Genomic DNA, 25,757 nt, shown 5'->3' with positions numbered 1-25,757 from the left:
ATGCCCAAGTCCGACGTGACCGAACTGGCCGCGAGCCTGGAGGAGTACCTGGGCGACCCGCACGACGCGGCCGGCCGGATGCCCTTCGCACAGATCCTGGACCACGACGTCCGCGGCGAGTACCCGTACCAGTTCGTCGCCCTGCTGCGCCGCTGGGGCCTGCATCTGCGCTGTCTGCCCGCGAGCGACGGCGGCCTGGCCGGCAACGTCGAGACCGGGATGAGCCTGATGCGCCTGGTCGCCCGGCGCGACCCGTCCACCGCGGTCGGCCTGGCCCTCAACAGCCTCGGTTTCATGCCCGCCTGGATCCTGGGCACGCCCGAGCAGAAGGGCGCGCTGATCGAGGACATGAAGCGCGGCAGCTCGGTCTCCTGGGGCCTGTCCGAGCGCGTCCACGGCAGCGACCTGGTCGCCAACGAGGTGCTGGCCGAGCGGACCGAGGGCGGCTGGCTGCTCACCGGCGAGAAGTGGCCGATCGGCAACGCCACCGTCGCCGACAAGATGGTCGTCTTCGCCCGCACCGGCAAGCGCCCCGGCCCGGCCGCCTACTCGCTGTTCGTCCTGGACAAGTGGCGGGCCGAGCCCGGCACGGTGGCCGACCTGCCCTTCGAGGACCTGTACGGCACCCGCGCCCTGGACCTGAGCGGGGTCCGCCTGGACGGCGCGTTCGTCCCCGACGCGGCGATGATCGGGCGTGAGGGCCAGGGCCTGGAGATCGCGCTCAAGACCAGCCAGACCGCCCGCGTGGTGCTGATGCACCTGGCGCTGTCCGCCGTCGACACCAGCCTGCGGCTCGCCCTCGACTTCGCCGAGCGCCGGGTGCTGTTCGGCGACCGGATCAGCGATGTGCCCTACACCCGGCGCCAGCTCACCGAGGCGTTCGCCGACCTGATGATCGCCGACGCGATGGTCCTCGGCGCCGCCCGCGCCCTCCAGGCCGCGCCCGAGCAGATCAGCGTCTGGTCGTCGGTGGTCAAGTACCAGGTGCCGACGCTGCTCCAGAAGACGATGTCCCAGCTGACCGTCGTCCTGGGCGCGCGCACCTTCCTGCGCGACCACCCGCACTACGGCATGCACCAGAAGATGGTCCGCGACATCCTGATCACGGACATCGCCGACGGCAACACCGTGGTGAACCTGCGCAACCTCGGCCACCAGCTCGCCGGTCTGCTCGACAAGGCCGCCGAGCCCGGCGAGGGGGTGCGCGAGGCCGCCGCCGAGCGCGCCGCCGTGCTCTACGGCCTGGACCGGGAGCTGCCGGTGTACGAGCCGGTCAAGCAGGAGCTGTTCAGCCGCGGCCTGGACGACGCGGTGCTGGCCGCGCCCGACGGGATCGCCCGGCTGCGCGCCCTGGCGGAGCAGGCCGACGGTGCCGAGGGTGCCGCGGGCACCGAGGCGGAGCGGCTGCGCGCCGCCGCGGACCTCGCCGAGGAGCTGACCGGCCGGGCCGGGCCGCTGCGCGAGCGCGCCGCCGCCCTGAAGGCCGCACTGGGCAAGGACTACGCGCAGTCGCCCGAGCTGTTCGAACTGGCCAAGGAGTACTGCCTGGTGCACGCCGCGGCGGCCTGCGTGCTCACCCACGTCCACTCCGCGGACGCCATGGAGGCGCCGCTGCCCAGCGCGTCCCTGCTGCTGCTCCAGCTGGAGCGGATCCGCCGCCAGCTGTTCCCGCACGAGCAGGTCACCTCGCAGGCGGTCGTCGACGAGGTGATGGAGGTGCTGCGCGGCCTGCACCAGGACAACCGGCTCTTCTCGTACTGGCAGTTCCCGCTCGCCAAGCGGCTCACCGACGAGTCCGCCGCCCGCCGCTGAACCGCCGTCCGTCCACCAGGGAGGTGCCGCGTGATCCGCAGTGACGACCGGGCGTTCCTGTGGCTGCTGCCCGAACCGGCCGTGGCCTCCTTCGCCGCCGCGCTCGGCGGTCCCCGCCTGCTGACCGCCGAGGAGCGGGCCGCGCTGGACCGGCGGCGCACCGAGGGCGCGCGCCGCCGCTACCTCGGCGGGCGGCTGCTGTGCCGCTACGCGCTCACCGCCCGCACCGGCCGGCCCGTGGACCGCTGGCGCTTCACGCACGGCGCCCACGGGCGGCCCGAGCCCGAACCGGCGGCGGACGGCGTCCGGTTCAACCTCTCGCACCACGACGGACTCATCGCCTGCGTCGTCACCCGGGGACGCGGCTGCGGTGTGGACGTCGCCCCGGTCACCGCCTCCCCGGAGCTGACCTGCCACCTGGCCCGGCGGCTCGGCCCCGAGGAGCGGGCCCGGCTCGCCGGGGCCGCGCCCGGCGCGCGCGCCGCCCTGGCGAGCGAGCTGTGGGTGCTCAAGGAGGCGTATCTGAAGGCGCTGGGCACCGGGCTCACCCGGGACCTGGCGAGCTTCACCGTCGTCCACGGGCCGGGGGACCGCATCTCCGTACGCGACCCGCGGCAGCCCGGCGCGGACGCCCGCTGGTGGTTCGACCTGATCCACGCCGGGCCCCGGCACGTCGTCGCCGTCGCCACCGAGCACGGCCGGCCCGGGGCCCTGCGCCGCACCGACCTGTCCGACCTCTCGCTGACCGCCCTGACCACCGCATGAAGGACATCACCATGACGCAACCCACCACCCCGCGTGTCGCCATCGTCGGTGCGGGAGTCTCCGGCATCTCCGCCGCCTACCACCTGCGCGAGCGCGCCCAGATCACGATCTACGAGCGGGAGGACCGCCTCGGCGGCCACGCCAACACGGTGGAGGTGCAGGACGACGGCCGCACGCTCGGCATCGACACGGCCTTCGTCGTCTTCAACCGGCCCGCGTACACCAACCTGTGCGAGTTCTTCGACGAGCTGGGCGTCGAGGCGGTCGAGCACCAGGGCGCCTTCAACTTCTTCGACCTGGACTCGGGCCTGGAGTACGGCACCGCCGAACTCGCCCTGACCGAGGAGGAGGTGGCCGAGCGCTACACGGAGGAGTTCCTGACCATCTGGCGCGAGGCCCGCCGCTTCCACACCGAGGGCCGCAAGGACTTCGTCCGCAAGAAGGCCGACATCCCGCTCGGCGAGTACCTGGACCGGGGCGGCTACAGCCAGGCGTTCCGCAACTCCTACGTCATCCTGCTCTGCTCCGCCGTCTGGTCCATCCCGGCCGAGCTGATCTGGGAGATGCCGGCCAGCACCGCCATCGCCTTCTTCATGGGCCACGACGAGGGCGGCCTGGGCGGGCGCCAGGTGGACTGGCGCACCGTCGGCGGCGGCTCCATCTCCTACGTCCGCAAGGCGCTGGCCGCCATCGGCCCCGAGATCCGCAGCGGCGACCCGGTCACCGCGATCCACCAGGAGGACGACGGGGTCACGGTGACCACCGCGCGCGGCAGCGAGCGCTACGACTACGTGGTGGTCGGCGCCCACGCCGACGAGGCGCTGGCCCTGCTGGACAACGCCGGCGACCACCAGCGCGAGGTGCTCTCCAAGGTCCGCTACAACGGCTCCTCGGTCGTGCTGCACACCGACCCGTCCGTGATGCCGGCCGACCGGGAGCGCTGGGAGGCGTGGAACTACGGCAAGGTCGACGTGGACGGCGAGGCCCGCACCTATGTCGCCTATTACATGAACAAGCTCCACGGATTCACCTCCGAGAAGGACTACTTCGTCACGCTCGACTATCCGCGTGACGTCGACCCGGAGACGGTCATCGCCGAATTCCCGTACACCCACCCGATCATCGACATTCACGTCCGTGACATGCAGAAGAGCATCTACGACGTGAATGTGGGAAGCCGGGTGAAGCTGTGCGGCTCCTACTTCCACGCCAAGCGGCACGGCGTGGACCAGATCGGTTCGCACGAGGCCGGATATTCCTCCGGAATGGAGGCGGCGCGTCAGCTCATCTCCGAACTCTGAGCGTTCCGTGACGCAAAGCGCGCCCTCCGCCTGCGGCGGGGGGCGCGCTTCGTGCGGGCGAGGTGCGCGGCGGGGTCAGGAGGCGAGGACCCGGCCGCTGAGCAACTGGGTCAGATAGCCCGCCACCGAGAGCGCCGAGGGCTCCTCGGGCTCCTGGGCGGCGCCCGTGCCGGGGCGCGGGGCGGCCCTCTCCGGCGCGGCGGCGCCCGGGTCGGTCAGGACGGGGGAGCAGACGCTGATCTGCTCCAGGCGGGCCGTCAGCAGCGGCGTGGCGGCGCCGTCGAGGACGGCCAGCCGGCGCCGGGCACGCCGGTAGACACCGATCGCCTCCGGACCGCGCCCGCACCGGCACAGGGCCAGCATGAGCTGGTCGTGGAAGCGTTCGCGCAGCGGGTGGGCGGCGACGGCCGCCTCCAGCTCGGGCACCACCTGCTGGTGGCGCCCGGTGCGCAGCGCGCAGTCGAAGTAGATCTCCAGGGCCTCCTGGCGCTCGCGTTCCAGGCGGGCCGCCAGCGGGGTGCAGACCGGGCCGCGGGTGCCGCCGCCCAGCACGTCGCCGCGCCACAGCGCGAGGGCCGCGCGCAGCCCCGTGCAGGTGGTCCCGGGGTCGCGCTCGGCGGTGCGGCGGGCCGCCGCCACGGCCGCGCGGAAGCGTCCCGCGTCGGTCTCGGCAGGGGCGGCGCGCAGTGCGTAGCCCGCCTCGCGGGCGCTCAGCCGCTGCCCTTCGGCGCCTTCCGGTTCCAGTCGCAGCAGCGATTTCCTGAGCGTGGAGACATGGGCGTTGAGGGTATGGGCGGCCTGGCGCGGGGGAGTGGCACCCCAGAGTTCCCTGATCAGCAGGGAACGGGGGACGGGGAAATTCGGCTGGGCGAGCAGAGCGCCGATCAGCAGCCGAGTCTTCGGGGCGTTCAGGGGCACGCTCCGGTCGCCGTTCTCGTCGTGGAGATCGGGCGGGCCCAGAATCCGGAACTGCATTCTCCTGCCTCCCGTGCGCGATGTACTGAATTCCGCACACGAGAAGAACACGCGGGGCATTGCGCGGGCCTGAGTCGCGGCCACTCACCTTCCGGCGCCGCGGCGGCGCGGGGGACGGGGCGCGGTGTGCCGGGGCGGGCGTGCGCACGGGGCGGACATGAGTAGCCCTCACTCACGCCCGTCCGCCGCCGCGGCGCTTTCGACGGGCCCGGAGCACCGGGCGTCCTCGGCGGCCGCGCTCTCGCCGTGCCGCAGCTCCGACTCGGCCTCCTGTGCCAGGCGGCGCAGCGCCATCAGGGCGGGCTCCAGCAGGAACGTCAGCAGCACCGCGCGCTCCGCCTTCTCCAACGGGTCCTCGAACTCCTGGAGTTCGTCCAGGTCGAGGCGGGCGCTGCGGGCGGCCAGCTCGGCGTAGGGGAGCAGATGCCGCCAGTCGTACTCCATGCCCAGCGAGCGCAGGGTGCTCAGGGTCTGGTCGATGACGCGCCGGGCCGGGTTGTACGCGGAGACGCACCAGCCCAGCGCGTCGAGCAGGGCGGCCGCCTCGTGGCAGTCCTCGGCGGCCGGGCCCTCCTCGGCGCCGCCGCCCGGCGCGCCGCTGCCGGAGGGGTCTATGCCGACGGCCAGACCGAGTACCTCGTGCACGTCGCTCTGGTGCTCGGAGACGGTGTCCAGCACCTGCCGGGCGGCGGCGACGGACAGTCCGCGCACCCCGATCAGCGCCCTGACCAGGCGCAGCCGCCTGAGGTGGGTGGCGTCGTACTCGGCCTGGGTCGCGGCGGTCGCCCGGCCCGGCGGCAGCAGGCCCTCGCGCAGGTAGTACTTGATCGTGGCGTTGGGCACCCCGCTGCGACGACTGAGTTCCGAGATCCGCATCAGCTTCTCCGCTCTCCCACTGGCAATTGGGTAGTGCCACTGTCTAAGATGGATAGTGTCACTCACCAACCGTGGAGGCGAGACTACCGTGCCCACTCTTCCCTGGGTCACGCCGAACCCGGCCCGGCCCGACACCACCGCCTTCGTCATGGCCTCCCGCTTCGAGGTGCGGTCCCTGAAGGACGTCCCCCGCTTCTTCTGGAAGTCCCTCGCCGCCTGGGGTCAGGTGCGCAAGGCGCCCGGAGCGCTCGGGGCGTCCCTGGAGGCCCAGCCGTTCAAGAGGACCTTCTTCACCCTGAGCGCGTGGGAGAGCCGCGAGGCGCTGTACACGTACGCCAGGACCGAACCGCACAAGGGCGTCATGGGCAATGTGCGCTCCACCATGCGCCGCTCGACGTTCATCTTCTGGGAGGTGCCCGTCACCGGCCTCCCGATCGACTGGAAGGACGCCAAGCGCCGCATCGACGAGAAGGCCCGCGCCGACGCGGCGGCCGGCGGTCGCACGGCCCACTGAGCCTTTGGCCCGCCGGGTCTCCGGTCCCCCGAGCCCCCGGCCCGAGGACGCCCCCGCCCTCGGGCCGGGTCCCCGCCCGCCCGGACCTGCGCACCGCCACCCCGGGTTGAGCCCTTTGCCATTCCTTGGCCGAACGGGGCCGTGACCCTCGCCCCGCCTGTCAGGCGCCGTCAGCCCGCGGGCCCCGGGGCCCGCACTCTCATTACGCTTCCCGCCGGGCCACACGCCGGGCCGTCCGGCGGACGAGCCCGGCGCCCGGCGCCGCCTCCGGCACCCGGGGTCGACATGTCGACCCGCCCGCGCGCACCCGGCCGCCGTACGCACTCCCGCATCCCGCACCCGCATCCCGCAGTCCGCACCCCGCACCGGCCGCACCTCTTCCCCCGGTACCCCGGTACCGGAGAACCCGGAGAACCAACGTGACCACGGTCCACGAGACGCTCGCCAGGGGCGAGACCGCAGCCGGTGCCGTCGGCGTGGCGACCGCTCTCCTTGACGCCTACCGGCCCGGCGCCCACCGCTTCTTCGCCTCCCCGACCCGCACCCTCCTCGCCGAGGGCACGCACACCCGGGTCGCGCACGACGAGCGGCCGCTGACCGACCGCGTACGGGAGGCCCTCGGCACCGCCGCCGCCCAGGGAGCGGCCGACCCCGTGGTGATCGGCGCGATCCCCTTCGACCGGACCGCGCCCGCCGCACTCGTCGTGCCCGCCGCGCTGCACCGCGCCCCGGCCCTCGCCGCCGACCCGCTGATCGCCCTGCCCGCGCCCCCGCCCGAACCCGTCGCCTGGACCCTGCGGCCCGTGCCCGCGCCCGAGCGGTACGCCGAGGCCGTCGCCGCCGCCGTACGGCGCATGCGGGACGGCGAGTTCGGCAAGGTCGTCCTCGCCCGCGCCCTGGACCTCACCGCCGACCGGACGCCCGGCCTGTCCGCGATGCTCCAGCGCCTGGCCCGCCGCGACCCCCACGGCTACACCTTCGCCGTGCCCACCGCCACCGGCGGCACCCTGCTCGGCGCCAGCCCCGAACTCCTCGTCTCCCGGCGCGGCACCGCCCTGGTGGCCAACCCGCTGGCCGGTTCCGCCCCGCGCAGCGAGGACCTCGCCGAGGACGTGCAGCGCGCCGCCGCGCTGCTGCGGTCCGCCAAGGACCTGCACGAGCACGCCGTCGTCGTGGACGCCATGCGCGCCGCCCTCACCCCGTACTGCGCCGGCCTGCACGTACCGCGGCGGCCCACCCTGGTGAAGACCGCCGCGATGTGGCACCTGTCCACCACCCTCACCGGCACCCTCGCCGACCCGGCCGCCACCGCGCTGGACCTGGCCTGCGCCGTGCACCCCACCCCCGCCGTCTGCGGCGCCCCCACCGCCCACGCCCGCCGGGTCATCGGCGAGCTGGAGCCCTTCGACCGGGGCCTGTACACCGGCATCGTCGGCTGGGGCGACGCCGCGGGCGACGGCGAGTGGGTGGTCACCATCCGCTGCGCCGAGACCCGCGGCCAGGACCTGCGCCTGTACGCCGGTGCGGGGGTCGTCGCCGACTCCGACCCCGCCGCCGAGACCGCCGAGACCGGCGCCAAGTTCCGTACGTTCCTGGACGCCGTGGGAGCAGCACTGTGACCGCACCGGCCCCGCACACCGCACCGGCCCCCGCCGGAGCCGCCGCCGCGCCCGACGCCCCCACCTGGCCCGCCGCGTACGCCGAGCGCTACCGCGCCGCCGGCTACTGGCGCGGCGAGACCTTCGGGCAGATGCTGCGCGCCCGCGCCGCCCGCCACCCCGACCGCACCGCCGTCGTCGACCCGGCCGGCGCCGGACGCCGCTGGTCCTACGCCGAACTCGACCGCCGCGCCGACCGGACGGCCGCCGGACTGCTCGCCGCCGGGATCGGCCGCGGCGACCGCGTCGTGCTCCAACTGCCCAACGTCGCCGAGTTCTTCGAGGTGCTCTTCGCGCTCTTCCGGATCGGCGCCCTGCCCGTCTTCGCGCTGCCCGCCCACCGCGACACCGAGATCACCCACTTCTGCGTGCTCAGCGAGGCCGTCGCCTACGTCGTCGCCGACGTCCACGAGGGCTACGACTACCGCGACCTGGCCACCCGGGTCCGCGCCAACGCCCCTGCCCTGCGGCACGTGTTCGTCGTCGGCGACCCCGGAGAGCACACCCCGCTGGCCGGGGTGCCCCGCGAACCCGTCCCGCACGACGAGCCCGCACCCGGCGACCTCGCCTTCCTCCAGCTCTCCGGCGGCAGCACCGGCGTACCCAAACTCATCCCGCGCACCCACGACGACTACCTGTACTCGGTGCGCGCCTCCGACGAGATCTGCGCCGTCGACGAGGACAGCGTCCACCTCGTCGCCCTGCCCGCCGCGCACAACTTCCCGCTCAGCTCGCCCGGTTCGCTCGGCACCCTGGCCGCGGGCGGCCGGGTCGTGCTCTGCCCGCGCCCCGACCCGGACACCGCGTTCCCGCTGATCGAACGCGAACGCGTCACCCACACCGGGCTCGTCCCGCCGCTCGCCCTGGTGTGGACCGAGGCGGCGGCCGCGACCCCGTACGACCTCAGCAGCCTGCGGGTGCTGCTGGTGGGCGGCGCCAAGTTCAGCGAGGCCGCCGCCCGCCGGGTCCGGCCCGCCCTCGGCTGCGCCCTGCAACAGGTCTTCGGCATGGCCGAAGGACTGGTCAACTACACCCGGCTGGACGACGACGAGGAGACCGTCGTCACCACCCAGGGCCGGCCCATCTGCCCGGACGACGAGATCCGCGTCGTGGACGACGCCGACCGCGACGTCGCCCCCGGCGAGACCGGACACCTGCTCACCCGCGGCCCCTACACCATCCGCGGCTACTGGCGGGCCCCCGAGCACAACGCGCGCTCCTTCACCGCGGACGGCTTCTACCGCACCGGCGACCTCGTCCGGGTCACCGGCAGCGGCCACCTCGTCGTCGAAGGACGCAGCAAGGACCAGATCAACCGCGGCGGCGAGAAGATCGCCGCCGAGGAGGTCGAGAACGTCATCCTCGGCCACCCGGCGGTCCACGACGTCTCCGTCGTCGCCGTCCCCGACGACTACCTCGGCGAACGCAGCTGCGCCTACGTCATCCTGCGCCGCGGCGCCGAGCTGCGCGCCGCCGCCCTGCGGCGGTTCGTGCGCGAACGGGGACTGGCCGCCTACAAGGTGCCCGACCGCGTCGAGTTCGTCGACGCCTTCCCGCACACCGGCGTCGGCAAGGTCAGCAAGAGGGACCTGCGCACGACCGCCGCCGACTCCGCCAGCGCCCCCCACGGCCCCCACGACTAGGCGATCTCACCATGGGACTTCCCTCCATCGCGCCGTACGACCTGCCGTCCGGCCCCGACCTGCCCGCCAACCGGGTGGACTGGACCGTCGACCCGGACCGGGCCGTGCTCCTCGTGCACGACCTCCAGAACCACTTCCTGTCCGCGTTCACCCCCGGCGCCCAGCCGCTCACCGGGCTGCTCGCCGCCACCGCCCGCCTGGCGGACCGGGCCCGCGCCCTCGGCATCCCCGTCGTCTACTCCGCGCAGACCGGCGGCCAGAGCCCCGAACTGCGCGGCCTCCAGATGGACTTCTGGGGACCGGGGCTGCCCGACGACGCCCACGCCGAGGCCATCGCCGCCGAGGTCGCCCCGCGGGACGGCGACACCGTGCTCACCAAGTGGAAGTACAGCGCGTTCGTCCGCACCGACCTGGCCGCCCTCCTCACCGAGCGGGGCCGCGACCAGCTCGTCATCACCGGCGTCTACGCGCACCTCGGCGTCAACATGACCGCCTGCGACGCCTGGATGCGCGATGTGCAGGCGTTCGTCGTCGCCGACGCGGTCGCCGACTTCGGCCCGCGCGAACACCTGGACGCGCTGCGCTGGGCCGCCCGCGCCTGCGCCCGCGTCACCACCGCCGACACCGTCTTCGACCTGGGGGACCGGCCATGAGCCTGACCGTGCGACGCATCCGCGAGGACGTCGCGGACGTCCTGGGGGAGGACCCCGAGGACATCCCCGTCGACGAGAACCTGGCCGACCACGGCCTGGACTCCGTACGGCTGATGACCCTCGTCGAACGCTGGCGCCGCGACCACGCCGCCGACATCTCCTTCGTCGACCTCGCCACCCGCCCCGCCATCGAGGCCTGGGCCCCCCTCCTGGGAGCCCGCGAATGACCACCGCCCCCGAAGCCGACCGCGCCCCCGAGGCCGAGACCGGGCCCACGCCTTCGCCCGAGGCCGGACGCGCCCCGGGGGCCGGGCCCGCACCCGAGTCCGGACATGCGCCCGCCCCTGAAGGCGCGCCTGCGGACGCCCTTTCGGCGGGGCCCGTGCCGGAGTCCGGGCCTGCGCCCGCTCCAGAGGCCGCGCCCGCGCCCAGGACCGGGCGCGCCCCCGCGCCCGAATACGCGCCCGCAGCCGCCCCCTCGGCCGGTCCCGCCCCCGCCCCCGAGGCCGGGCGCGCCCCCGAAGCCGCGCCCGGCCCCGCCCCCGCGTCGGCCCCCGCCGCCCCCGGCCTCCCCCTCACCGCCGCCCAGAGCGGCATGTGGTACGCCCAGGCCCTGGACCCGGACAGTCCCGCGCTGAACACCGCCGAACATCTGGAGATCCACGGCGACCTCCGCCCCGACCTGTTCGCCGAGGCCCTGTACCGCACCGCGTGCGAGGCGGAGACCCTGGGTGTGCGGGTCGCCGGGACGCCGGACGGGCCACGGCAGTTCCGCTGCCCGGTGCCGCCGCCCGGGGACGGGTTCCCGCTGCACACCGCCGACCTGCGCGACGCCCCGGACCCGGTCGCCGCCGCCCGCGCCTGGGCCGACGACGACCTCGCCCGGCCCTTCGACCTCACCACCGGACCGCTGTTCCGGCACGCCCTGCTCCGGCTCGGCGAGCACCGCTGGCTGTGGCACCAGCGCGTCCACCACCTCGCCCTGGACGGCTTCGGCTACTCCCTGGTCGCCCGCCGCACCGCCGAGATCTACACCGCGCTGGCCGCCGGACTGCCCCCGGCCGAGAGCCCCTTCGGCAGCCTCGACGACCTCGTGGCCGACGACCTCGCCTACCGCGCGGGCGAACAGTACGAACGCGACCGCGCCCACTGGAACCAGCTCCTCGCCGACCGGCCCGAGGCCCCCGCCCTGGCCGGCCGCAGCGCGCTGCCCTCCCACACCTTCCTGCGGGCCACCGCCCGCGTCCCGGACGCGACCACCGCCTCCCTGCGCGAACTGGCGGGCGGACTCAAGGCGACCTGGGCCGAGTTGATCGTCGTCGCGCAGGCCCTGTACGTCTCCCGGGCCACCGGCCGCGACGACGTCGTCCTCGGCCTGCCCCTGATGGGCCGGATGGGCTCCGTGGCCCTGCGGGTGCCCGGCATGGTGATGAACGTCCTGCCGCTGCGCCTCAGCGTCCGGCCCGCCGACACCCTCGCCGGGCTGACCCGCCAGGTGGTCCTCGGTCTCCGGGCCGCCCGCCGCCACCAGCGCTACCGCTTCGAGGACATCCGCCGCGACCTGGGTCTGCTCGGCGAGAGCCGCCCGCTCGTCGGCCCGCTGGTCAACGTCATGCCGTTCGACTACGACCTCACCTTCGCCGGGGCCACCGCCGTCCCGCACAACCTCTCCGCCGGACCCGTCGACGACCTCACCGTCAACGTCTACGACCGCGCCGACGGCCGGGGTCTGCGCATCGACCACGACGCCAACCCCGCCCTCTACACCCGGGCCGAACTCACCGCCCACCAGGACCGGTTCCTCGCCCTGCTCACCCGGCTCACCGGCCATCGCCCCACCACCCCGCTCGCCGCGCTCGGCATCGCCACCGACGCCGAACACCACCAGGTGGTCACCGAGTTCAACGCCACCGCCCGCGATCTGCCGCCCACCACCCTCATCGGCCCCATCGAGGCCCAGGCCCGCCGCACCCCCGACGCGCCCGCCCTCGTCCACGGCGAGCGCACCCTCAGCTACGCCGAACTCACCACCCGGGCCAACCGGCTCGCCCACCACCTGATCACCCGGGGAGCCGGACCCGGCACCCTCGTCGGCGTCGCCCTGCCCCGCTCCGCCGAGCTGATCACCGCCCTGCTCGCCGTCCTCAAGGCGGGCGCCGCCTATCTGCCGCTCGACCCCGGCTACCCGGCCGACCGGCTCCGCCATCTGCTCGACGACGGCGACCCGGTCTGCGTCGTCACCGACACCGCCACCGCGGACCGGCTGCCCGCCACCGGCCACCACCGCGTCCTGCTGGACCGCACCGGCCTCGGCCACCTCCCGGCCGTCGACCCGCCGCGCGCCCTCACCCCGCAGCACCCCGCCTACGTCATCCACACCTCCGGCTCCACCGGCCTGCCCAAGGGCGTCGTCGTCCCGCACTCCGCGATCGACAACCGCCTGCGCTGGATGCAGCACACCTACCCGCTGGCGCCCGGCGACCGCGTCCTACAGAAGACACCCTCCGGGTTCGACGTGTCCGTATGGGAGTTCTTCTGGGCGTTCCGCGAGGGCGCCACCCTCGTCCTCGCCGACCCGGAGGGTCACAAGGACCCCGCCTACCTGGCCCGCGTCATCCGCGAACAGGGCGTCACCGTCTGCCACTTCGTGCCCTCCATGCTCCAGGTGTTCCTCGCCGAACCCGACGCCGCCCGCTGCACCGGACTGCGGCACGTCTTCGCCAGCGGCGAGGCCCTGCCCCGCGAGACCGCCCACCACTTCCACCGCGTGCTGTCCTCCGCGGCCCTGCACAACCTGTACGGCCCCACCGAGGCCGCCGTCGACGTCAGCCACCACACCTGCGTCCCCGGCGCCACCGGCCCCGTGCCCATCGGCCGCCCCGTCTGGAACACCCGCCTGTACGTCCTCGACGCCGCCCTGAAGCCCTGCCCGCCCGGCGTCGCGGGCGAGCTGTACCTCGCGGGCGCCCAGCTCGCCGACGGCTACCTCGGCCGCCCCGCCCTGACCGCCACTCGGTTCGTCGCCGACCCGTACGGCCCCGCCGGGGCGCGCATGTACCGCACCGGCGACCTGGCCCGCTGGACCCCCGACGGCGAGGCCGTCTACCTCGGCCGCACCGACCACCAGGTCAAACTGCGCGGCCAGCGCCTGGAACCCGGCGAGATCGAGGCCCACCTCACCGCCGCCGACGGCATCACCGCCGCCACCGTCCTGCTGCGCGAGGACCGCCCCGGCGACCAGCGGCTCGTCGCCTACGTCAGCGGCGACGCCCCCGACCCGGACGCCCTGCGCGCCCGCCTCGCCGCCGCCCTGCCCGACTACATGGTGCCCTCCGCCTTCGTCGTCCTGGACGACTTCCCGCTCAGCCCCAACGGCAAGCTGGACCGCACCGCGCTGCCCGCCCCCGCCGCCGCGGCGGGCACCGGCGGACGCCCGCCGCGCAACCCCACCGAGGAACTGCTGACCCGCCTGTTCGCCGAGGTCCTCGGTGTCGACCGGGTCGGCGTCGACGACGCCTTCTTCGACCTGGGCGGCACCTCCCTGCTCGCGGCCCGCCTGATGTCCCGCATCCGTGACATGCTCGGCACCACCGCCCCGCTCGGCACCCTCTTCCGGGCGCCCACCCCCGCCGCCCTCGCCGACCGGCTCACCGACGGCGACGGCGAGGACACCGCGCTCGACGTGCTGCTGCCGCTGCGCGCCACGGGCCGCCGCACCCCCCTGTTCGTGTTCCACCCGGCCGGAGGCATCAGCTGGTGCTACTCGGGCCTGCTGTCCCGGCTCGGGCCCGACCAGCCCGTGCACGGCCTCCAGGCCCGCGGACTGCGGCCGGGCGAGGAGCTGCCCGCCACCATGGACGAGATGGCCGCCGACTACGCCGAGCAGCTGCGCACCGTGCAGCCGCACGGCCCCTACCGGCTGCTCGGCTGGTCCGTGGGCGGCGTCGTCGCCCACACCGTCGCCGTCCGTCTCCAGCAGGCGGGCGAACGCGTGGAACTCCTCGCCCTGCTGGACGCCTACCCCTCCGACCAGTGGCGCGACCTGGCCGGACCGACCGAGGCCGACGCCCTCAACGCCCTGCTGCGCATGGCCGGGTACGAGGGCGGCACCGGCCTGACCCGGCAGGAGGTCCTGACGGTGCTGCGCCGGGAGGGCAGCGCGCTGGCGGCCCTGCCCGAACGGGTCCTGGACGCCGTCGTCGGCATCGTCACCAACAACGCCCGCCTGATGCGCACCCAGCGGCACCGCGCCTTCGACGGCGACCTGCTGTTCTTCACGGCCGCCGCACCGCGCGCCGAGCACTGGCTCACCCCGCGGGCCTGGGCGCCGTACCTCACCGGCACCCTCGACGAGCACCGGCTGGACTGCCTGCACCCGGAGATGACCCGGCCCGGCCCGCTGGACGAGATCGCCGCCACGCTCGCGGCCCGGCTGAAGGAGCTGGACGGATGACCTCGCCCTTCGACCCGCTCGCCCCGTGCGACCCGATGGACCCGTCCGCCGCGGCCGCATCCGGCGAGCCCGGCCACCTGGTCCTTGCCGGACCGGCCGGCCGTCGCTCGCTCCGGCCGCGCCGGCTGCCCGTCCCGCCCGGCTGGAGCACGGCGTACGGCCCGGCCCCGTACGCCGACTGCCTGCACCGGCTCGACGCGCCCGCGTCCCCGCGCGCGTCCCCGGACCCGACCCGATCCCCGGAGCCACGGCCCTGACCCGGCCCGGCTCCGGATCCCCGCCCCGATCCACCCGGCCCCGCGCCGCCCCGATTTCTGGAGGAAACACCATGTCCGGTTCCCGCAACCCGATACAGCGCCGCACCGTGCTCGGCGCGGCGATCGCCGCGGGCGGCGTACTCGGCACGGCCGGTACGGCCGCCGCCGCCACCCCCGACCAGGCCCGCGACCGCGACCGCACCCGCACCAAGGAGACGACCTACGCCGTGACGTCCGCCGAACTCGCCCAGGGCCTCTACCAGGTGGCCCACTCCACCCGCCACAACGCGCTGTGGGTGACCAGCTCCATCGGCTACCCGCCGGTCACCCAGTCCCGGCTGCTCAAGGTGGACCCGAGGACGCTCAAGACGCTGGCCTCCTACACCCCGCCGGTCACCGACGAGGCCACCGGCACCCTGGAGGCCGTCTACGGCATCGCCGTGGACGACGTCCACGACACCGTGTGGGTCACCGCCACCCTGAACAACGCCCTCGCCGTCTACAGCCAGCGCACCGGCCAGCACCTGGCGACGGTGCCCGGCGTGCAGCACACCCGGGACGTCGCCGTCGACATCCCGCGCGGCCTGGTCTGGTGCACCGCCCTGGAGGAGGGCAGCATCGTCGCGTTCGACCTGCGCACGCACGCCGAGCGCAAGCGCGTCACCGTCGAGGGCAGCTGGCCCGCCGGACTGGTCGTCAACCCCTTCACCGGCCACGTCTACGCCGCCGACCTGGCCAAGAGCCGCCTGTTCGAGGTGAGCCCCGGCTCCGACCGGCCGCGGATCCTGCCCGTGGGCGAGGGCACCATCGACGTCGCCCTGTCCGCGGACGGCCGCACCGCCTACACCGCGAACCAGGCCGCCGGTTCCGTCTCCGTCGTCGACCTGGCCAGCGGCGAGGTGACCCGGGAGATCAAGACCGGCGCGGGCACCCTCGCGGTGGCCACCGACCTGTGCACCGGCCGGGTCTACGCCGCCAACAAGGACGCCGGCACCACCACCGTCCTGGACCCCCGCACCGGCACGATCGTCGCCGACCTCGCCACCGGCGCCAACACCGACCACGTCACCGTCGCCCACGGCGTCGCCTACGTGGTCGACAAGGCGGCGGCCGGCCCCGACACCCTGGACTCCATCCACCGCATCGACCCGATCCACTGACCCGCGCGGCCGTTCACCGTCCCCGGGGGCCGGTGAACGGCCCCTGCGCGGCTCGTATCCTGGGGCGGCAGTCAGGTCGCGCGCCTGGTCCGGGGCCGCTCCGGCGCGGGGCGCGCTCGGAGAGAGGTCGCACGGTGAACCAGCCGCCCCCGAACCCGGTCCCGTCCGGGACCGCCCCGCAGGACCGGGCCCCGGAGGCGGACCCCGCCCACCCCGGCGGGCAGATCCCCGTCGTCGTGCTCGCCGGGTTCCTCGGGTCCGGCAAGACGACGCTGCTCAACCATCTGCTGCACCACAGCGGCGGCAGCCGTATCGGCGCGATCGTCAACGACTTCGGGGCCATCGAGATCGACGCGATGGCGGTGGCGGGCGCGCTCGGCGACTCGACCGTCTCGCTGGGCAACGGCTGCCTGTGCTGCGCCGTCGACGCGGGGGAGCTGGACCAGTACCTGGACCGGCTCACCCGCCCCCGGACCGGCATCGATGTGATCGTGGTCGAGGCCAGCGGCCTCGCCGAGCCCCAGGAACTGGTCCGCATGGTCCTGGCCAGCGAGAACCCCCGGGTCGTCTACGGCGGCCTGGTCGAGGTCGTGGACGCCGCCGAGTTCGACGGCACCCGCGCCCGGCACCCCGAGATCGACCGGCACCTCGCCCTCGCGGACCTCGTCGTCGTCAACAAGGCCGACCGCGCGGACGACACCGAACGGGTGCTCGCGACCGTGCGCTCGCTCGTCGACCGGGCGGCCGTCGTCCCGGCCACCTACGGCCGGGTGGACCCCGAGTTCCTGTTCGACTGCCGGCCCGGTGAGGAACGCGTCGGCCAGCTCTCCTTCGACGACCTGCACCTCGCCGAAGAGGACGCCGAAGAGCACGGGGGCGAGGGCGGGGACGGGTCCGGCGGGGCCCGCCACACCGGCCATCTGCACGCCGGCTACGACACCCTCTCCTTCGTCTCCGACGTGCCGCTCGACCCGCGCCGCCTGATGCGCTTCCTGGACAGCCGCCCCGACGGCCTCTACCGGATCAAGGGCTACGTCGGCTTCGGGCCGTACGATCCGCGCAACCGCTACGCCGTGCACGCCGTGGGCCGGTTCCTGCGCTTCTACCCCGAGCCCTGGCCGCCTGGCGGACCGCACCGGACCCAGCTCGTGCTCATCGGATCCGGCACCGACATGCCCGCCCTCGCCGGGGAGCTCCAGGGGTGCGAGCAGGACACCCCGGACGCCGACGAGCACGGCATGTGGGGCGTCCTGCGCTACGTCCAGGGCCCCGGGCAGGAGGAGGCACCCGCCGGGGCTCCCGGAGCCGCAGAGGCCCCTGAGGCCCCTGAGGCTCCCGGGGCCGCCGAAGACCCCGGGGACGCCCCGGACATCGAGGACCCGCCCGTCTAGACGGGTCCCGCCACCACCCCCACCGTCTTCGGCAGCGACAGCCCCGAGCCGTCGCGGCGCGGGTCGATCTCCGGCAGCTCGGCCGGGTTGCCGTTCTTCTGCGCGGCCCGCGCCGGGGTGGGGCCCGCCCAGGCGAACGACAGACAGTCCTCGCCCTTCAGGAACCGCTGGCAGCGCACCCCGCCGGTGGCCCGGCCCTTGCGCGGGAACTGGTCGAACGGCGTCGCCTTGCCCGTCGTCTGCACCGAGTCGTCCAGCGTCCCGCGCGAGCCCGCGACCGTGAACACCACCGCCTCCACGGCCGGATCCACCGCCGTGAACGAGATGACCTTGGCGCCCTCGGTGAGCTTGATCCCCGCCATGCCCCCGGCCGGGCGGCCCTGCGGCCGGACCTGGGCCGCCTGGTAGCGCAGGAGCTGCGCGTCGTCCGTGATGAAGACCAGGTCCTCCTCGCCGGTGCGCAGCTCGGCCGCGCCGACGATCCGGTCGCCCTCCTTGAGGGTGATGACCTCCAACTCGTCCTTGTTGGACGGATAGTCGGGCACCACCCGCTTGACGACGCCCTGCTCGGTGCCGAGCGCGAGACCCGGCGAGGACTCGTCGAGGGTGGTCAGGCACACCACCGACTCGTCGTCCTCCAGAGAGATGAACTCCGCGATCGGCGCCCCGCCGGACAGGGTCGGCACCGCGTCGGTCTCCGGGAGCTGCGGCAGGTCGACCACGTTCACCCGGAGCAGGCGGCCGGCCGAGGTGACCACGCCCACCTCGCCGCGCGCCGTGGCCGGCACCGCCGAGACGATCACGTCGTGCTTGTGCCGTCTGCCGTCCGCCGCGCGCGGGAACGGCCGGTCGTCCGCCGTACGGGCCAGCAGCCCGGTGGAGGACAGCAGCACCCGGCACGGGGCGTCCGCCACCTGGAGCGGCACCGCCGCCACCGGCACGGCGCCCGCCTCCAGCAGCACCGTGCGCCGCGGGGTGGCGAACTTCTTGGCGACCGCGGCCAGTTCGGCCGAGACCAGCTTGCGCAGCTCGGCGTCCGAGTCGAGGATCCGGGTCAGCTCCTCGATCTCCGCGGTGAGCCGGTCCTTCTCCGCCTCCAGCTCGATGCGGTCGAACCTGGTCAGCCGGCGCAGCGGCGTGTCGAGGATGTACTGCGTCTGGACCTCGCTCAGCGAGAACCGCTCCATCAGGCGCTGCTTGGCCTCGGCGGAGTTGTCCGAGGAGCGGATCAGCCGGATGACCTCGTCGATGTCGACCAGCGCCGTGAGCAGGCCCTCGACCAGGTGCAGCCGGTCGCGCCGCTTGCCGCGCCGGTACTCGCTGCGCCGCCGCACGACCTCGAAGCGGTGGTCGAGATAGACCTCCAGCAGCTCCTTGAGGCCCAGTGTGAGCGGCTGGCCGTCGACCAGCGCCACGTTGTTGATGCCGAAGGACTCCTCCATCGGCGTCAGCTTGTAGAGCTGTTCGAGGACGGCCTCCGGCACGAAGCCGTTCTTGATCTCGATGACCAGGCGCAGCCCGTGCTCGCGGTCGGTGAGGTCCTTGACGTCGGCGATGCCCTGGATCTTCTTCGCGCCGACCAGGTCCTTGATCTTCGCGATGACCTTCTCCGGGCCGACCGCGAAGGGCAGCTCGGTGACGACGAGGCCCTTGCGGCGGGCGCTGACCGTCTCCACCGAGACCGTGGCACGGATCTTGAACGTGCCGCGCCCCGACTCGTAGGCGTCGCGGATCCCGGACAGGCCCACGATCCGCCCGCCGGTGGGCAGGTCGGGACCCGGGACGTGCTTCATCAGCGCGTCCAGGTCCGCGTTCGGATTGCGGATCAGGTGGCGGGCCGCCGCGACGACCTCGCCCAGGTTGTGCGGGGGCATGTTCGTGGCCATGCCGACGGCGATGCCCGACGCGCCGTTCACCAGGAGGTTCGGGAAGGCGGCGGGCAGGGCCACCGGCTCCTGCTCCTGGCCGTCGTAGTTGGGCGCGAAGTCGACCGTGTCCTCGTCGATCGACTCGGTCATCAGGCTGGTCGCCTCGGCCATGCGGCACTCGGTGTACCGCATCGCGGCGGGCGGGTCGTCGTTGCCCAGGGAGCCGAAGTTGCCGTGGCCGTCGACCAGCGGGACGCGCATCGAGAAGGACTGGGCCAGCCGCACCAGCGCGTCGTAGATGGACGCGTCGCCGTGCGGGTGGAGCTTGCCCATGACCTCGCCGACGACACGGGCGCACTTCACATAGCCGCGCTCGGGGCGCAGGCCCATCTCGTTCATCTGGTAGACGATGCGGCGGTGCACCGGCTTCAGTCCGTCCCGGGCGTCCGGCAGGGCGCGCGAGTAGATGACCGAGTACGCGTACTCGAGGAAGGAGCCCTGCATCTCGTCGACCACGTCGATGTCGAGGATCTTCTCCTCGTACGGGTCGTCGGGCGGCGGGGTCTTCGTGCTGCGGCGGGCCATCGCTGCCGGCTCCTTGCTGAAGCGTGGAACGGGATCTGACGCCGACCATTGTGGACCGCCGGACTGACAACGTGGACCGGACCCCGCCCCACGAGCCTCCCCGGACCCCTCGCGGAGCCCCCGGACCGGCCCGTCGGAAGGGGCCGCGGGTCCCTTCCCGGGCCCCGGCGGAAGGCGCCGGAGCGCCCCGCGGCCCCCGGCCCGGACCGCGCCGCCCCCCTCGAACCACCGTCCACCGTCCCGAAGCACCGCCCACTGCCCCGAAGTCCCGCCCGCCGCCCGCGTGTCGGCCCCCGGCACGGCGCCACGGCGGCTCCCGCCCGCGCCCCGGCCCGCCCCGCACGGTCCGCGCCCCACCCCGCGCGCCCTCGTACGCCCCGCGCGCGGCCGCCGAGCCGCCCGCCCCGCCTGCTTCACCTCGTCCCCCGTTCTCGTCCCCCGTTCGATCTCGCTCAGGGCGTACGGGGAGCGGGAACTTCGCCAGCGGCTCGCACGCTTGCATACAGTGGCAGGACCGGCAGGAACAGGGCGGATTCCGGACCGCCACCGCGATCGAAGGGACGTACATGCCCAAGGGTCACACCGCCACAGCCGAGGCAGGCTCCGGCGGCCTGACAGCGACCGAGCACCGCCTGGCCAACGGCCTGCGCGTGGTGCTCTCCGAGGACCACCTGACCCCGGTCGCGGCGGTGTGCCTCTGGTACGACGTCGGCTCCCGCCACGAGGTGAAGGGGCGCACCGGCCTGGCCCATCTCTTCGAGCACCTGATGTTCCAGGGCTCGGCCCAGGTGACGGGCAACGGCCACTTCGAACTGGTGCAGGGCGCCGGCGGCTCGCTGAACGGCACCACCAGCTTCGAGCGCACCAACTACTTCGAGACCATGCCCGCCCACCAGCTGGAGCTGGCGCTCTGGCTGGAGGCCGACCGCATGGGCTCCCTGCTCGCCGCCCTGGACGACGAGTCGATGGAGAACCAGCGCGACGTCGTCAAGAACGAGCGCCGCCAGCGCTACGACAACGTCCCCTACGGCACGGCCTTCGAGCGGCTCACCGCCCTCGCCTACCCGGAGGGCCACCCGTACCACCACACGCCGATCGGGTCCATGGCCGACCTGGACGCGGCCACCCTGGAGGACGCCCGCGCGTTCTTCCGCACGTACTACGCGCCCAACAACGCCGTGCTGTCGGTCGTCGGCGACATCGACCCGCAGCAGACGCTCGCCTGGATCGAGAAGTACTTCGGCTCCATCGCCTCCCACGACGGCAAGCCCGAGCCCCGCGACGGCTCGCTGCCCGAGGTGATGGGCGAACAGCTGCGCGAGGTCGTCGAGGAGGAGGTCCCGGCGCGCGCCCTGATGGCCGCCTACCGCCTCCCGCACGACGGCACGCGCGCGTGCGACGCCGCCGACCTCGCCCTGACCGTCCTGGGCGGCGGCGAGTCCTCCCGGCTCTACAACCGGCTGGTGCGCCGCGACCGCACCGCCGTGGCCGCCGGGTTCGGCCTGCTGCGGCTGGCGGGCGCGCCCTCCCTGGGCTGGCTCGACGTCAAGACCTCCGGTGACGTGGAGGTCCCCGTCATCGAGGCCGCCATCGACGAGGAGCTGGCCCGCTTCGCCGCGGAGGGCCCCACCGCCGAGGAACTGGAGCGGGCCCAGGCCCAGCTGGAGCGCGAGTGGCTGGACCGGCTCGGCACGGTCGCGGGCCGCGCCGACGAACTGTGCCGCTTCGCCGTCCTGTTCGGCGACCCGCAGCTCGCCCTCACCGCCGTCCGGCGCGTCCTGGAGGTGACGCCCGAGGAGGTCCAGGAGGTCGCCAAGGCCCGGCTGCGCCCCGACAACCGCGCGGTCCTCGTCTACGAGCCGACCGCCCCCGAGGCCCAGGACGACACCCCCGACGCCCAGGACGACACCGAGGAGACGGCGAAGTGACCGAGCTGGCCACCATGGAGTTCCACCCCCGCCCCGAGGCCGGCGAGGCCAGGCCGTGGGCGTTCCCGGCCCCCGGGCGCGGCACCCTGGACAACGGCATCACGGTGCTGCGCTGCCACCGCCCCGGCCAGCAGGTCGTCGCCGTCGAGGTGCTCCTCGACGCGCCCCTGGACGCCGAGCCGGCCGGCCTGGACGGCGTCGCCACGATCATGGCGCGGGCCTTCTCCGAGGGCACCGACAAGCACTCCGCCGAGGACTTCGCCGCCGAGCTGGAGCGGGCGGGCGCCACCCTGGACGCGCACGCCGACCACCCCGGCGTACGGCTCAGCCTGGAGGTCCCGGTCTCCCGGCTGGCCAAGGGGCTCGCGCTGCTCTCCGACGCGCTGCGGGCGCCCGCGTTCGCCGGGTCCGAGGTCGAGCGGCTGGTGCGCAACCGGCTCGACGAGATCCCGCACGAGCTGGCCAACCCCTCCCGCCGGGCCGCCAAGGAGCTGTCCCGGCAGCTGTTCCCGGCCACCGCCCGCATGTCGCGCCCGCGCCAGGGCACCGAGGAGACCGTCGCCGCCGTCGACGCCGCCGCGGTCCGCGCCTTCTACGACCGGCACGTGCGCCCGGCCACGGCCACCGCCGTGGTCGTCGGCGACCTCACCGGCATCGACCTCGACGAGCTGCTCGGCGAGACCCTGGGCGCCTGGACCGGTTCACCGGCCGAGCCGCGTCCGGTGCCGCCGGTCACCGCCGACGACACCGGCCGCGTGGTGATCGTGGACCGTCCCGGCGCCGTCCAGACCCAGCTGCTCATCGGCCGGATCGGACCCGACCGGCACGACCGCGTGTGGCCCGCCCAGGTGCTCGGCACCTACTGCCTGGGCGGCACCCTGACCTCCCGTCTGGACCGCGTCCTGCGCGAGGAGAAGGGCTACACCTACGGCGTGCGGTCCTTCGGCCAGGTGCTGCGCTCGGCGCCCGACGGCACCGGCGCGGCCATGCTCGCCATCAGCGGCTCGGTCGACACGCCGAACACCGGACCGGCCCTGGACGACCTCTTCACGGTGCTGCGCAAGCTCGCCGCCGAGGGGCTCACCGAGGCCGAGCGGGACGTGGCCGTGCAGAACCTGGTGGGGGTGGCGCCGCTCAAGTACGAGACGGCCGCCGCCGTGGCGAGCACACTCGCCGACCAGGTCGAGCAGCACCTGCCCGACGACTACCAGGCGACGCTCTATCAGCAGCTCGCGCAGACCGGCACGGTGGAGGCGACCGCCGCGGTCGTCAGCGCCTTCCCGGTGGACCGCCTGGTGACGGTGCTCGTCGGGGACGCGGCGCAGATCAAGGAGCCGGTCGAGGCGCTCGGCGTCGGCCCGGTGACCGTGGTCGCCGCCGAGTAGGACGCATCGCGCGGCACGCGCGCGCGTGGGGCCCCGGTGACCGGAGTGTCACCGGGGCCCCGGCATGTCCGTATTGGGCAGGAGGCGCCCTGTCTGCCCTGTGGCGTGCGCTACAAAATCCCGGATCTGTTTGGGTGCGGAACGCGGCTCCGTCTAGCGTCGGTCCGACTGTTCGTCGGGCAGTGCGCCGCAGCCGCGGCACCGGACAGTCATCGCCGAGTCCCCGTACGGCGCGAGCCAGGGGAGCCGGGGACCCACTCAGTCCCTGGGGTGAATCGGGCACCGTGCGCCGAGCACGGCACCCGTAGGAGACCTTCCTGCTCCGAACCCGTCAGCTAACCCGGTAGGCGAGAGGGAAGGAAAGGACCAGCCACCACATGGCGTTCACGCGCGCCACCGGGAAGCACCGCCGTCCCGGCCGGGTGCAGCGCACCACCGCCCGCGCGGCGGGTGTCGCTGCCCTCACCACCACCGGCGTCATCGGCACCCTCGCCGCCTCCCCGGCACTCGCCGCCGAGACCCCCGCCCCCGCGGACACCGGCCTCACCCCGGTCATCAGCCTCGGCGACACCGTCGCCGAGCGGGTCGACGCGCAGGCCGCCGCCCAGTGGGAGGCCGCCCAGCAGAAGCAGGCCGAGCAGGCCGCGCGCAAGCTGGCCGCCGAGCGCGCCGAGCAGGCGCGCGAGGCCAAGGAGCGGGCCGACCGCGAGGCCGAGCGCAAGCGCCTCAACACCTTCGTGCCGCCCATCGCCGGCTCCTACGTCTCCACCGGCTACAAGACCGGCGGCTCGCTGTGGTCCTCCGGCTCGCACACCGGCATCGACTTCCACGCCGCGACCGGAACCCCCGTCCACGCGGTCGGCGTCGGCACCGTGGTGGAGACCGGCTGGGGCGGGGCGTACGGCAACCAGGTCGTCATCAGGATGGCCGACGGCATGTACACCCAGTACGGCCATCTGTCGTCCATCGGCGTCACGGTGGGCCAGCAGGTCGTCGCGGGCCAGCAGATCGCGGTGTCGGGCTCCACGGGCAACGTCACCGGTCCGCATCTGCACTTCGAGGCGCGCACCGGCGCGGAGTACGGCTCGGACGTCGACCCGATCGCCTACCTCCGCACGCACGGCGTGCAGGTCTGAATTCCGGCTCCGGGCACGCTCCGTATTCTTCTCCGCCGCACTGCATCCCGGCTGTCCAAAAAATATCCCTGGATTCCGTCACGCCGTCGGAAATTCCCGCGCATTGTTCTAGAGTCGTCGGAATGCGCGTCCGCGGCGTGTCCGCCACGGGCGCGCCACGGCCATGGACACGGCCATGGACACGACCACGGCCACGGGACGGGATACGGAGGTCGGACATGCGTGTTCCGGCGCAGTCGGTGTGCACGGCGATCCGGGACGACATCGTCGCCGGGGTGCACGAGCGCGGCAGCCGGCTCACCGAGGAGGTCCTGGCCCGCCGCTACGGCGTCTCGCGCGTCCCGGTGCGCGAGGCCCTGCGCACCCTGGAGGCCGAGGGCTTCGTGGTGACCCGGCGGCACGCGGGCGCGTGCGTCGCCGAGCCGACCGAGCAGGAGGGCGCCGACCTGCTGGAGATGCGCCTGCTGCTGGAGCCGCTGGGCGCCGAGCGGGCCGCCCAGCGGCGCACCGAGGGCCATCTGAAGGTGCTGCGCGGCCTGGTCAGGCTCGGTCAGGAGCGGGCCGCGGGCGGGGGCGGCGAGGAGCTGCGGTCCCTGGCCGCCTGGTTCCACGAGACCCTGGCCCAGTCCTGCGGCAGCCCTGCGCTGACCGCCGCCCTGGCCCAGCTGCGGCACAAGATCACCTGGATGTACGGGGCGCCGGACCCCGCCGACCCGGCCGAGACCTGGGCCGGACACGGGGCGATCGTCGACGCGGTGGCACGCGGCGACGCCGCACACGCACGCGCCCTGACCGCCCAGCACACCGAGCGGATCACCGCCGCGCAGCGTGCGAGTGCCCGGAAACATTCCGTCAACACATCGAGCGCACGGAATTAACACGCGTGCCGTAGAAAAGGACAGGCAAGGACCGGAAGAGACCGGCAAGGAATTCTGCCCCGATATCCGCGTCCCCCTTTCCGCTCCCGGCACGGGGAATTCACGCGGACACACGAAAACCGCGCCGCCCCGCAGGGGGAGACGCGGTTCCCGGACGCGCTGTGTGTTCCCTCCGGCCGCTCAGACGGTCTCGGGAAGCTCTTCCAGGCCCTCGGCGACCAGCTTGGCCAGCCGCTCCAGGGCGGCCTCCGCGCCCTCGGCGTCGGAGGCGAGGACGACCTCCTCGCCACCCTGCGCGCCCAGGCCGAGCACGGCCAGCATGGAGGCCGCGTTGACGGGGTTGCCGTCGGCCTTGGCGATCGTCACGGGGACCCCTGCGGCCGTGGCGGCCCGGACGAAGATGGAAGCGGGGCGGGCGTGGAGACCCTCGGCCCAGCCGACGTTGACGCGGCGCTCAGCCATGTGATGCTGCCCTTCAGGTGTAGCAGGTTGTCTAGACCAGTTTCCCATACGTGCGGC

The 25,757-nt window shown here is 74.2% G+C and carries 20 protein-coding genes and 1 riboswitch; of the genes, 16 read left to right on the top strand and 4 right to left on the bottom strand.

The annotated features are described in order from the left end of the window. Genes B086_RS0101380 through B086_RS0101370 form a run of 3 tightly spaced genes read left to right on the top strand, consistent with a single transcriptional unit; the run spans nt 1 to nt 3,878 of the window. Nucleotides 1-1,812 (top strand): acyl-CoA dehydrogenase family protein, encoded by a 1,812-nt coding sequence (locus tag B086_RS0101380; protein WP_018564628.1) that lies wholly within the window; start codon nt 1-3, stop codon nt 1,810-1,812. A gap of 30 nt (nt 1,813-1,842) precedes the next feature. Continuing rightward, nucleotides 1,843-2,577 (top strand): 4'-phosphopantetheinyl transferase family protein, encoded by a 735-nt coding sequence (locus B086_RS0101375; RefSeq protein WP_018564627.1) that lies wholly within the window; start codon nt 1,843-1,845, stop codon nt 2,575-2,577. An 11-nt stretch (nt 2,578-2,588) separates the two neighbouring features. Beyond that, complete coding sequence (locus B086_RS0101370) at nt 2,589-3,878, top strand: NAD(P)/FAD-dependent oxidoreductase (protein ID WP_037872623.1); 1,290 nt, start codon at nt 2,589-2,591, stop codon at nt 3,876-3,878. Between the two features lie 75 nt (nt 3,879-3,953). Here the strand turns inward: B086_RS0101370 and B086_RS38895 are convergent, their stop codons facing one another. Then, complete coding sequence (locus B086_RS38895; protein ID WP_018564625.1) at nt 3,954-4,853, bottom strand: AfsR/SARP family transcriptional regulator; 900 nt, start codon at nt 4,851-4,853, stop codon at nt 3,954-3,956. Nucleotides 4,854-5,021: 168 nt separating this feature from the next. Continuing rightward, a complete protein-coding gene (locus B086_RS38890; protein ID WP_018564624.1) occupies nt 5,022-5,729 on the bottom strand; it encodes a MerR family transcriptional regulator in 708 nt (235 codons plus the stop codon). 88 nt (nt 5,730-5,817) lie between these two features. On the opposite strand from B086_RS38890, the gene B086_RS0101355 reads away from it, so the two are divergent. From B086_RS0101355 to B086_RS0101315, 9 genes are all read left to right on the top strand, one after another. Next, on the top strand, nt 5,818-6,243 hold the full coding sequence (locus B086_RS0101355) for a DUF3291 domain-containing protein (protein WP_018564623.1): 426 nt from the start codon (nt 5,818-5,820) through the stop codon (nt 6,241-6,243). A 419-nt stretch (nt 6,244-6,662) separates the two neighbouring features. Further along, nucleotides 6,663-7,862 (top strand): isochorismate synthase DhbC, encoded by a 1,200-nt coding sequence (dhbC, locus tag B086_RS0101350; RefSeq protein ID WP_018564622.1) that lies wholly within the window; start codon nt 6,663-6,665, stop codon nt 7,860-7,862. Continuing rightward, nucleotides 7,859-9,544: a (2,3-dihydroxybenzoyl)adenylate synthase gene (locus B086_RS0101345; protein ID WP_018564621.1), complete on the top strand. Its 1,686-nt coding sequence runs from the start codon at nt 7,859-7,861 to the stop codon at nt 9,542-9,544. The genes dhbC and B086_RS0101345 overlap by 4 nt, the downstream gene beginning before the upstream one ends. An 11-nt stretch (nt 9,545-9,555) precedes the next feature. Beyond that, nucleotides 9,556-10,197 carry an isochorismatase family protein gene (locus B086_RS0101340; RefSeq protein ID WP_018564620.1) on the top strand — a complete coding sequence of 214 codons (642 nt, stop codon included), beginning with the start codon at nt 9,556-9,558 and terminating at the stop codon, nt 10,195-10,197. Beyond that, nucleotides 10,194-10,424, top strand: coding sequence for a phosphopantetheine-binding protein (locus B086_RS0101335; protein ID WP_018564619.1), 231 nt, complete (start codon nt 10,194-10,196; stop codon nt 10,422-10,424). Before B086_RS0101340 ends, B086_RS0101335 begins: the two co-directional genes overlap by 4 nt. Then, nucleotides 10,421-14,650, top strand: a complete 4,230-nt coding sequence (locus B086_RS0101330; RefSeq protein WP_078530930.1) for a non-ribosomal peptide synthetase — start codon at nt 10,421-10,423, stop codon at nt 14,648-14,650. Before B086_RS0101335 ends, B086_RS0101330 begins: the two co-directional genes overlap by 4 nt. After that, entirely contained in the window at nt 14,647-14,907 is a 261-nt protein-coding gene (locus B086_RS38885; protein WP_018564617.1) for an MbtH family NRPS accessory protein, read from the top strand. The genes B086_RS0101330 and B086_RS38885 overlap by 4 nt, the downstream gene beginning before the upstream one ends. A gap of 71 nt (nt 14,908-14,978) precedes the next feature. Beyond that, the gene (locus B086_RS0101320; RefSeq protein WP_018564616.1) at nt 14,979-16,067 is read left to right on the top strand and encodes a YncE family protein; all 1,089 of its coding nucleotides are present in this window, start codon (nt 14,979-14,981) and stop codon (nt 16,065-16,067) included. A 224-nt stretch (nt 16,068-16,291) separates the two neighbouring features. Beyond that, the gene (locus B086_RS0101315) at nt 16,292-17,458 is read left to right on the top strand and encodes a CobW family GTP-binding protein (RefSeq protein WP_051115739.1); all 1,167 of its coding nucleotides are present in this window, start codon (nt 16,292-16,294) and stop codon (nt 17,456-17,458) included. Here B086_RS0101315 and B086_RS0101310 read toward each other — a convergent pair. After that, entirely contained in the window at nt 17,455-19,911 is a 2,457-nt protein-coding gene (locus B086_RS0101310; protein WP_018564614.1) for a DNA gyrase/topoisomerase IV subunit A, read from the bottom strand. The two genes, B086_RS0101315 and B086_RS0101310, sit on opposite strands and share 4 nt — an antisense overlap. A gap of 566 nt (nt 19,912-20,477) precedes the next feature. On the opposite strand from B086_RS0101310, the gene B086_RS0101305 reads away from it, so the two are divergent. From B086_RS0101305 to B086_RS0101290, 4 genes are all read left to right on the top strand, one after another. Further along, nucleotides 20,478-21,839 (top strand): M16 family metallopeptidase, encoded by a 1,362-nt coding sequence (locus B086_RS0101305; RefSeq protein ID WP_018564613.1) that lies wholly within the window; start codon nt 20,478-20,480, stop codon nt 21,837-21,839. Beyond that, complete coding sequence (locus tag B086_RS0101300) at nt 21,836-23,224, top strand: M16 family metallopeptidase (protein ID WP_018564612.1); 1,389 nt, start codon at nt 21,836-21,838, stop codon at nt 23,222-23,224. The genes B086_RS0101305 and B086_RS0101300 overlap by 4 nt, the downstream gene beginning before the upstream one ends. A 203-nt stretch (nt 23,225-23,427) precedes the next feature. Continuing rightward, a riboswitch (cyclic di-AMP (ydaO/yuaA leader) is annotated at nt 23,428-23,589 on the top strand. Nucleotides 23,590-23,601: 12 nt separating this feature from the next. Beyond that, the gene (locus B086_RS0101295) at nt 23,602-24,360 is read left to right on the top strand and encodes a M23 family metallopeptidase (protein ID WP_018564611.1); all 759 of its coding nucleotides are present in this window, start codon (nt 23,602-23,604) and stop codon (nt 24,358-24,360) included. A 218-nt stretch (nt 24,361-24,578) separates the two neighbouring features. Beyond that, the gene (locus B086_RS0101290; RefSeq protein ID WP_018564610.1) at nt 24,579-25,238 is read left to right on the top strand and encodes a GntR family transcriptional regulator; all 660 of its coding nucleotides are present in this window, start codon (nt 24,579-24,581) and stop codon (nt 25,236-25,238) included. A gap of 180 nt (nt 25,239-25,418) precedes the next feature. Here the strand turns inward: B086_RS0101290 and B086_RS0101285 are convergent, their stop codons facing one another. Further along, complete coding sequence (locus tag B086_RS0101285; RefSeq protein WP_018564609.1) at nt 25,419-25,700, bottom strand: HPr family phosphocarrier protein; 282 nt, start codon at nt 25,698-25,700, stop codon at nt 25,419-25,421. Between the last annotated feature and the right edge of the window lie 57 nt (nt 25,701-25,757).

Origin of the sequence: Streptomyces sp. PsTaAH-124 (assembly GCF_000373685.1) — a bacterium.
Taxonomy (GTDB): Bacteria; Actinomycetota; Actinomycetes; order Streptomycetales; family Streptomycetaceae; genus Streptomyces; species Streptomyces andamanensis.
Note: the sequence above shows the minus strand (reverse complement) of the source record. Positions and strands in the feature narration are given on the sequence as shown.

Bases quoted from the DNA above. Each gene is read 5' to 3' on its own strand.
- B086_RS0101380 (WP_018564628.1), top strand. From the start codon at position 1: ATGCCCAAGTCCGACGTGACCGAACTGGCCGCGAGCCTGGAGGAGTAC.
- B086_RS0101370 (WP_037872623.1), top strand. From the start codon at position 2,589: ATGACGCAACCCACCACCCCGCGTGTCGCCATCGTCGGTGCGGGAGTC.
- B086_RS38895 (WP_018564625.1), bottom strand. From the start codon at position 4,853: ATGCAGTTCCGGATTCTGGGCCCGCCCGATCTCCACGACGAGAACGGC.
- B086_RS38890 (WP_018564624.1), bottom strand. From the start codon at position 5,729: ATGCGGATCTCGGAACTCAGTCGTCGCAGCGGGGTGCCCAACGCCACG.
- B086_RS0101340 (WP_018564620.1), top strand. From the start codon at position 9,556: ATGGGACTTCCCTCCATCGCGCCGTACGACCTGCCGTCCGGCCCCGAC.
- B086_RS0101335 (WP_018564619.1), top strand. From the start codon at position 10,194: ATGAGCCTGACCGTGCGACGCATCCGCGAGGACGTCGCGGACGTCCTG.
- B086_RS0101330 (WP_078530930.1), top strand. From the start codon at position 10,421: ATGACCACCGCCCCCGAAGCCGACCGCGCCCCCGAGGCCGAGACCGGG.
- B086_RS38885 (WP_018564617.1), top strand. From the start codon at position 14,647: ATGACCTCGCCCTTCGACCCGCTCGCCCCGTGCGACCCGATGGACCCG.
- B086_RS0101320 (WP_018564616.1), top strand. From the start codon at position 14,979: ATGTCCGGTTCCCGCAACCCGATACAGCGCCGCACCGTGCTCGGCGCG.
- B086_RS0101310 (WP_018564614.1), bottom strand. From the start codon at position 19,911: ATGGCCCGCCGCAGCACGAAGACCCCGCCGCCCGACGACCCGTACGAG.
- B086_RS0101305 (WP_018564613.1), top strand. From the start codon at position 20,478: ATGCCCAAGGGTCACACCGCCACAGCCGAGGCAGGCTCCGGCGGCCTG.
- B086_RS0101295 (WP_018564611.1), top strand. From the start codon at position 23,602: ATGGCGTTCACGCGCGCCACCGGGAAGCACCGCCGTCCCGGCCGGGTG.
- B086_RS0101290 (WP_018564610.1), top strand. From the start codon at position 24,579: ATGCGTGTTCCGGCGCAGTCGGTGTGCACGGCGATCCGGGACGACATC.
- B086_RS0101285 (WP_018564609.1), bottom strand. From the start codon at position 25,700: ATGGCTGAGCGCCGCGTCAACGTCGGCTGGGCCGAGGGTCTCCACGCC.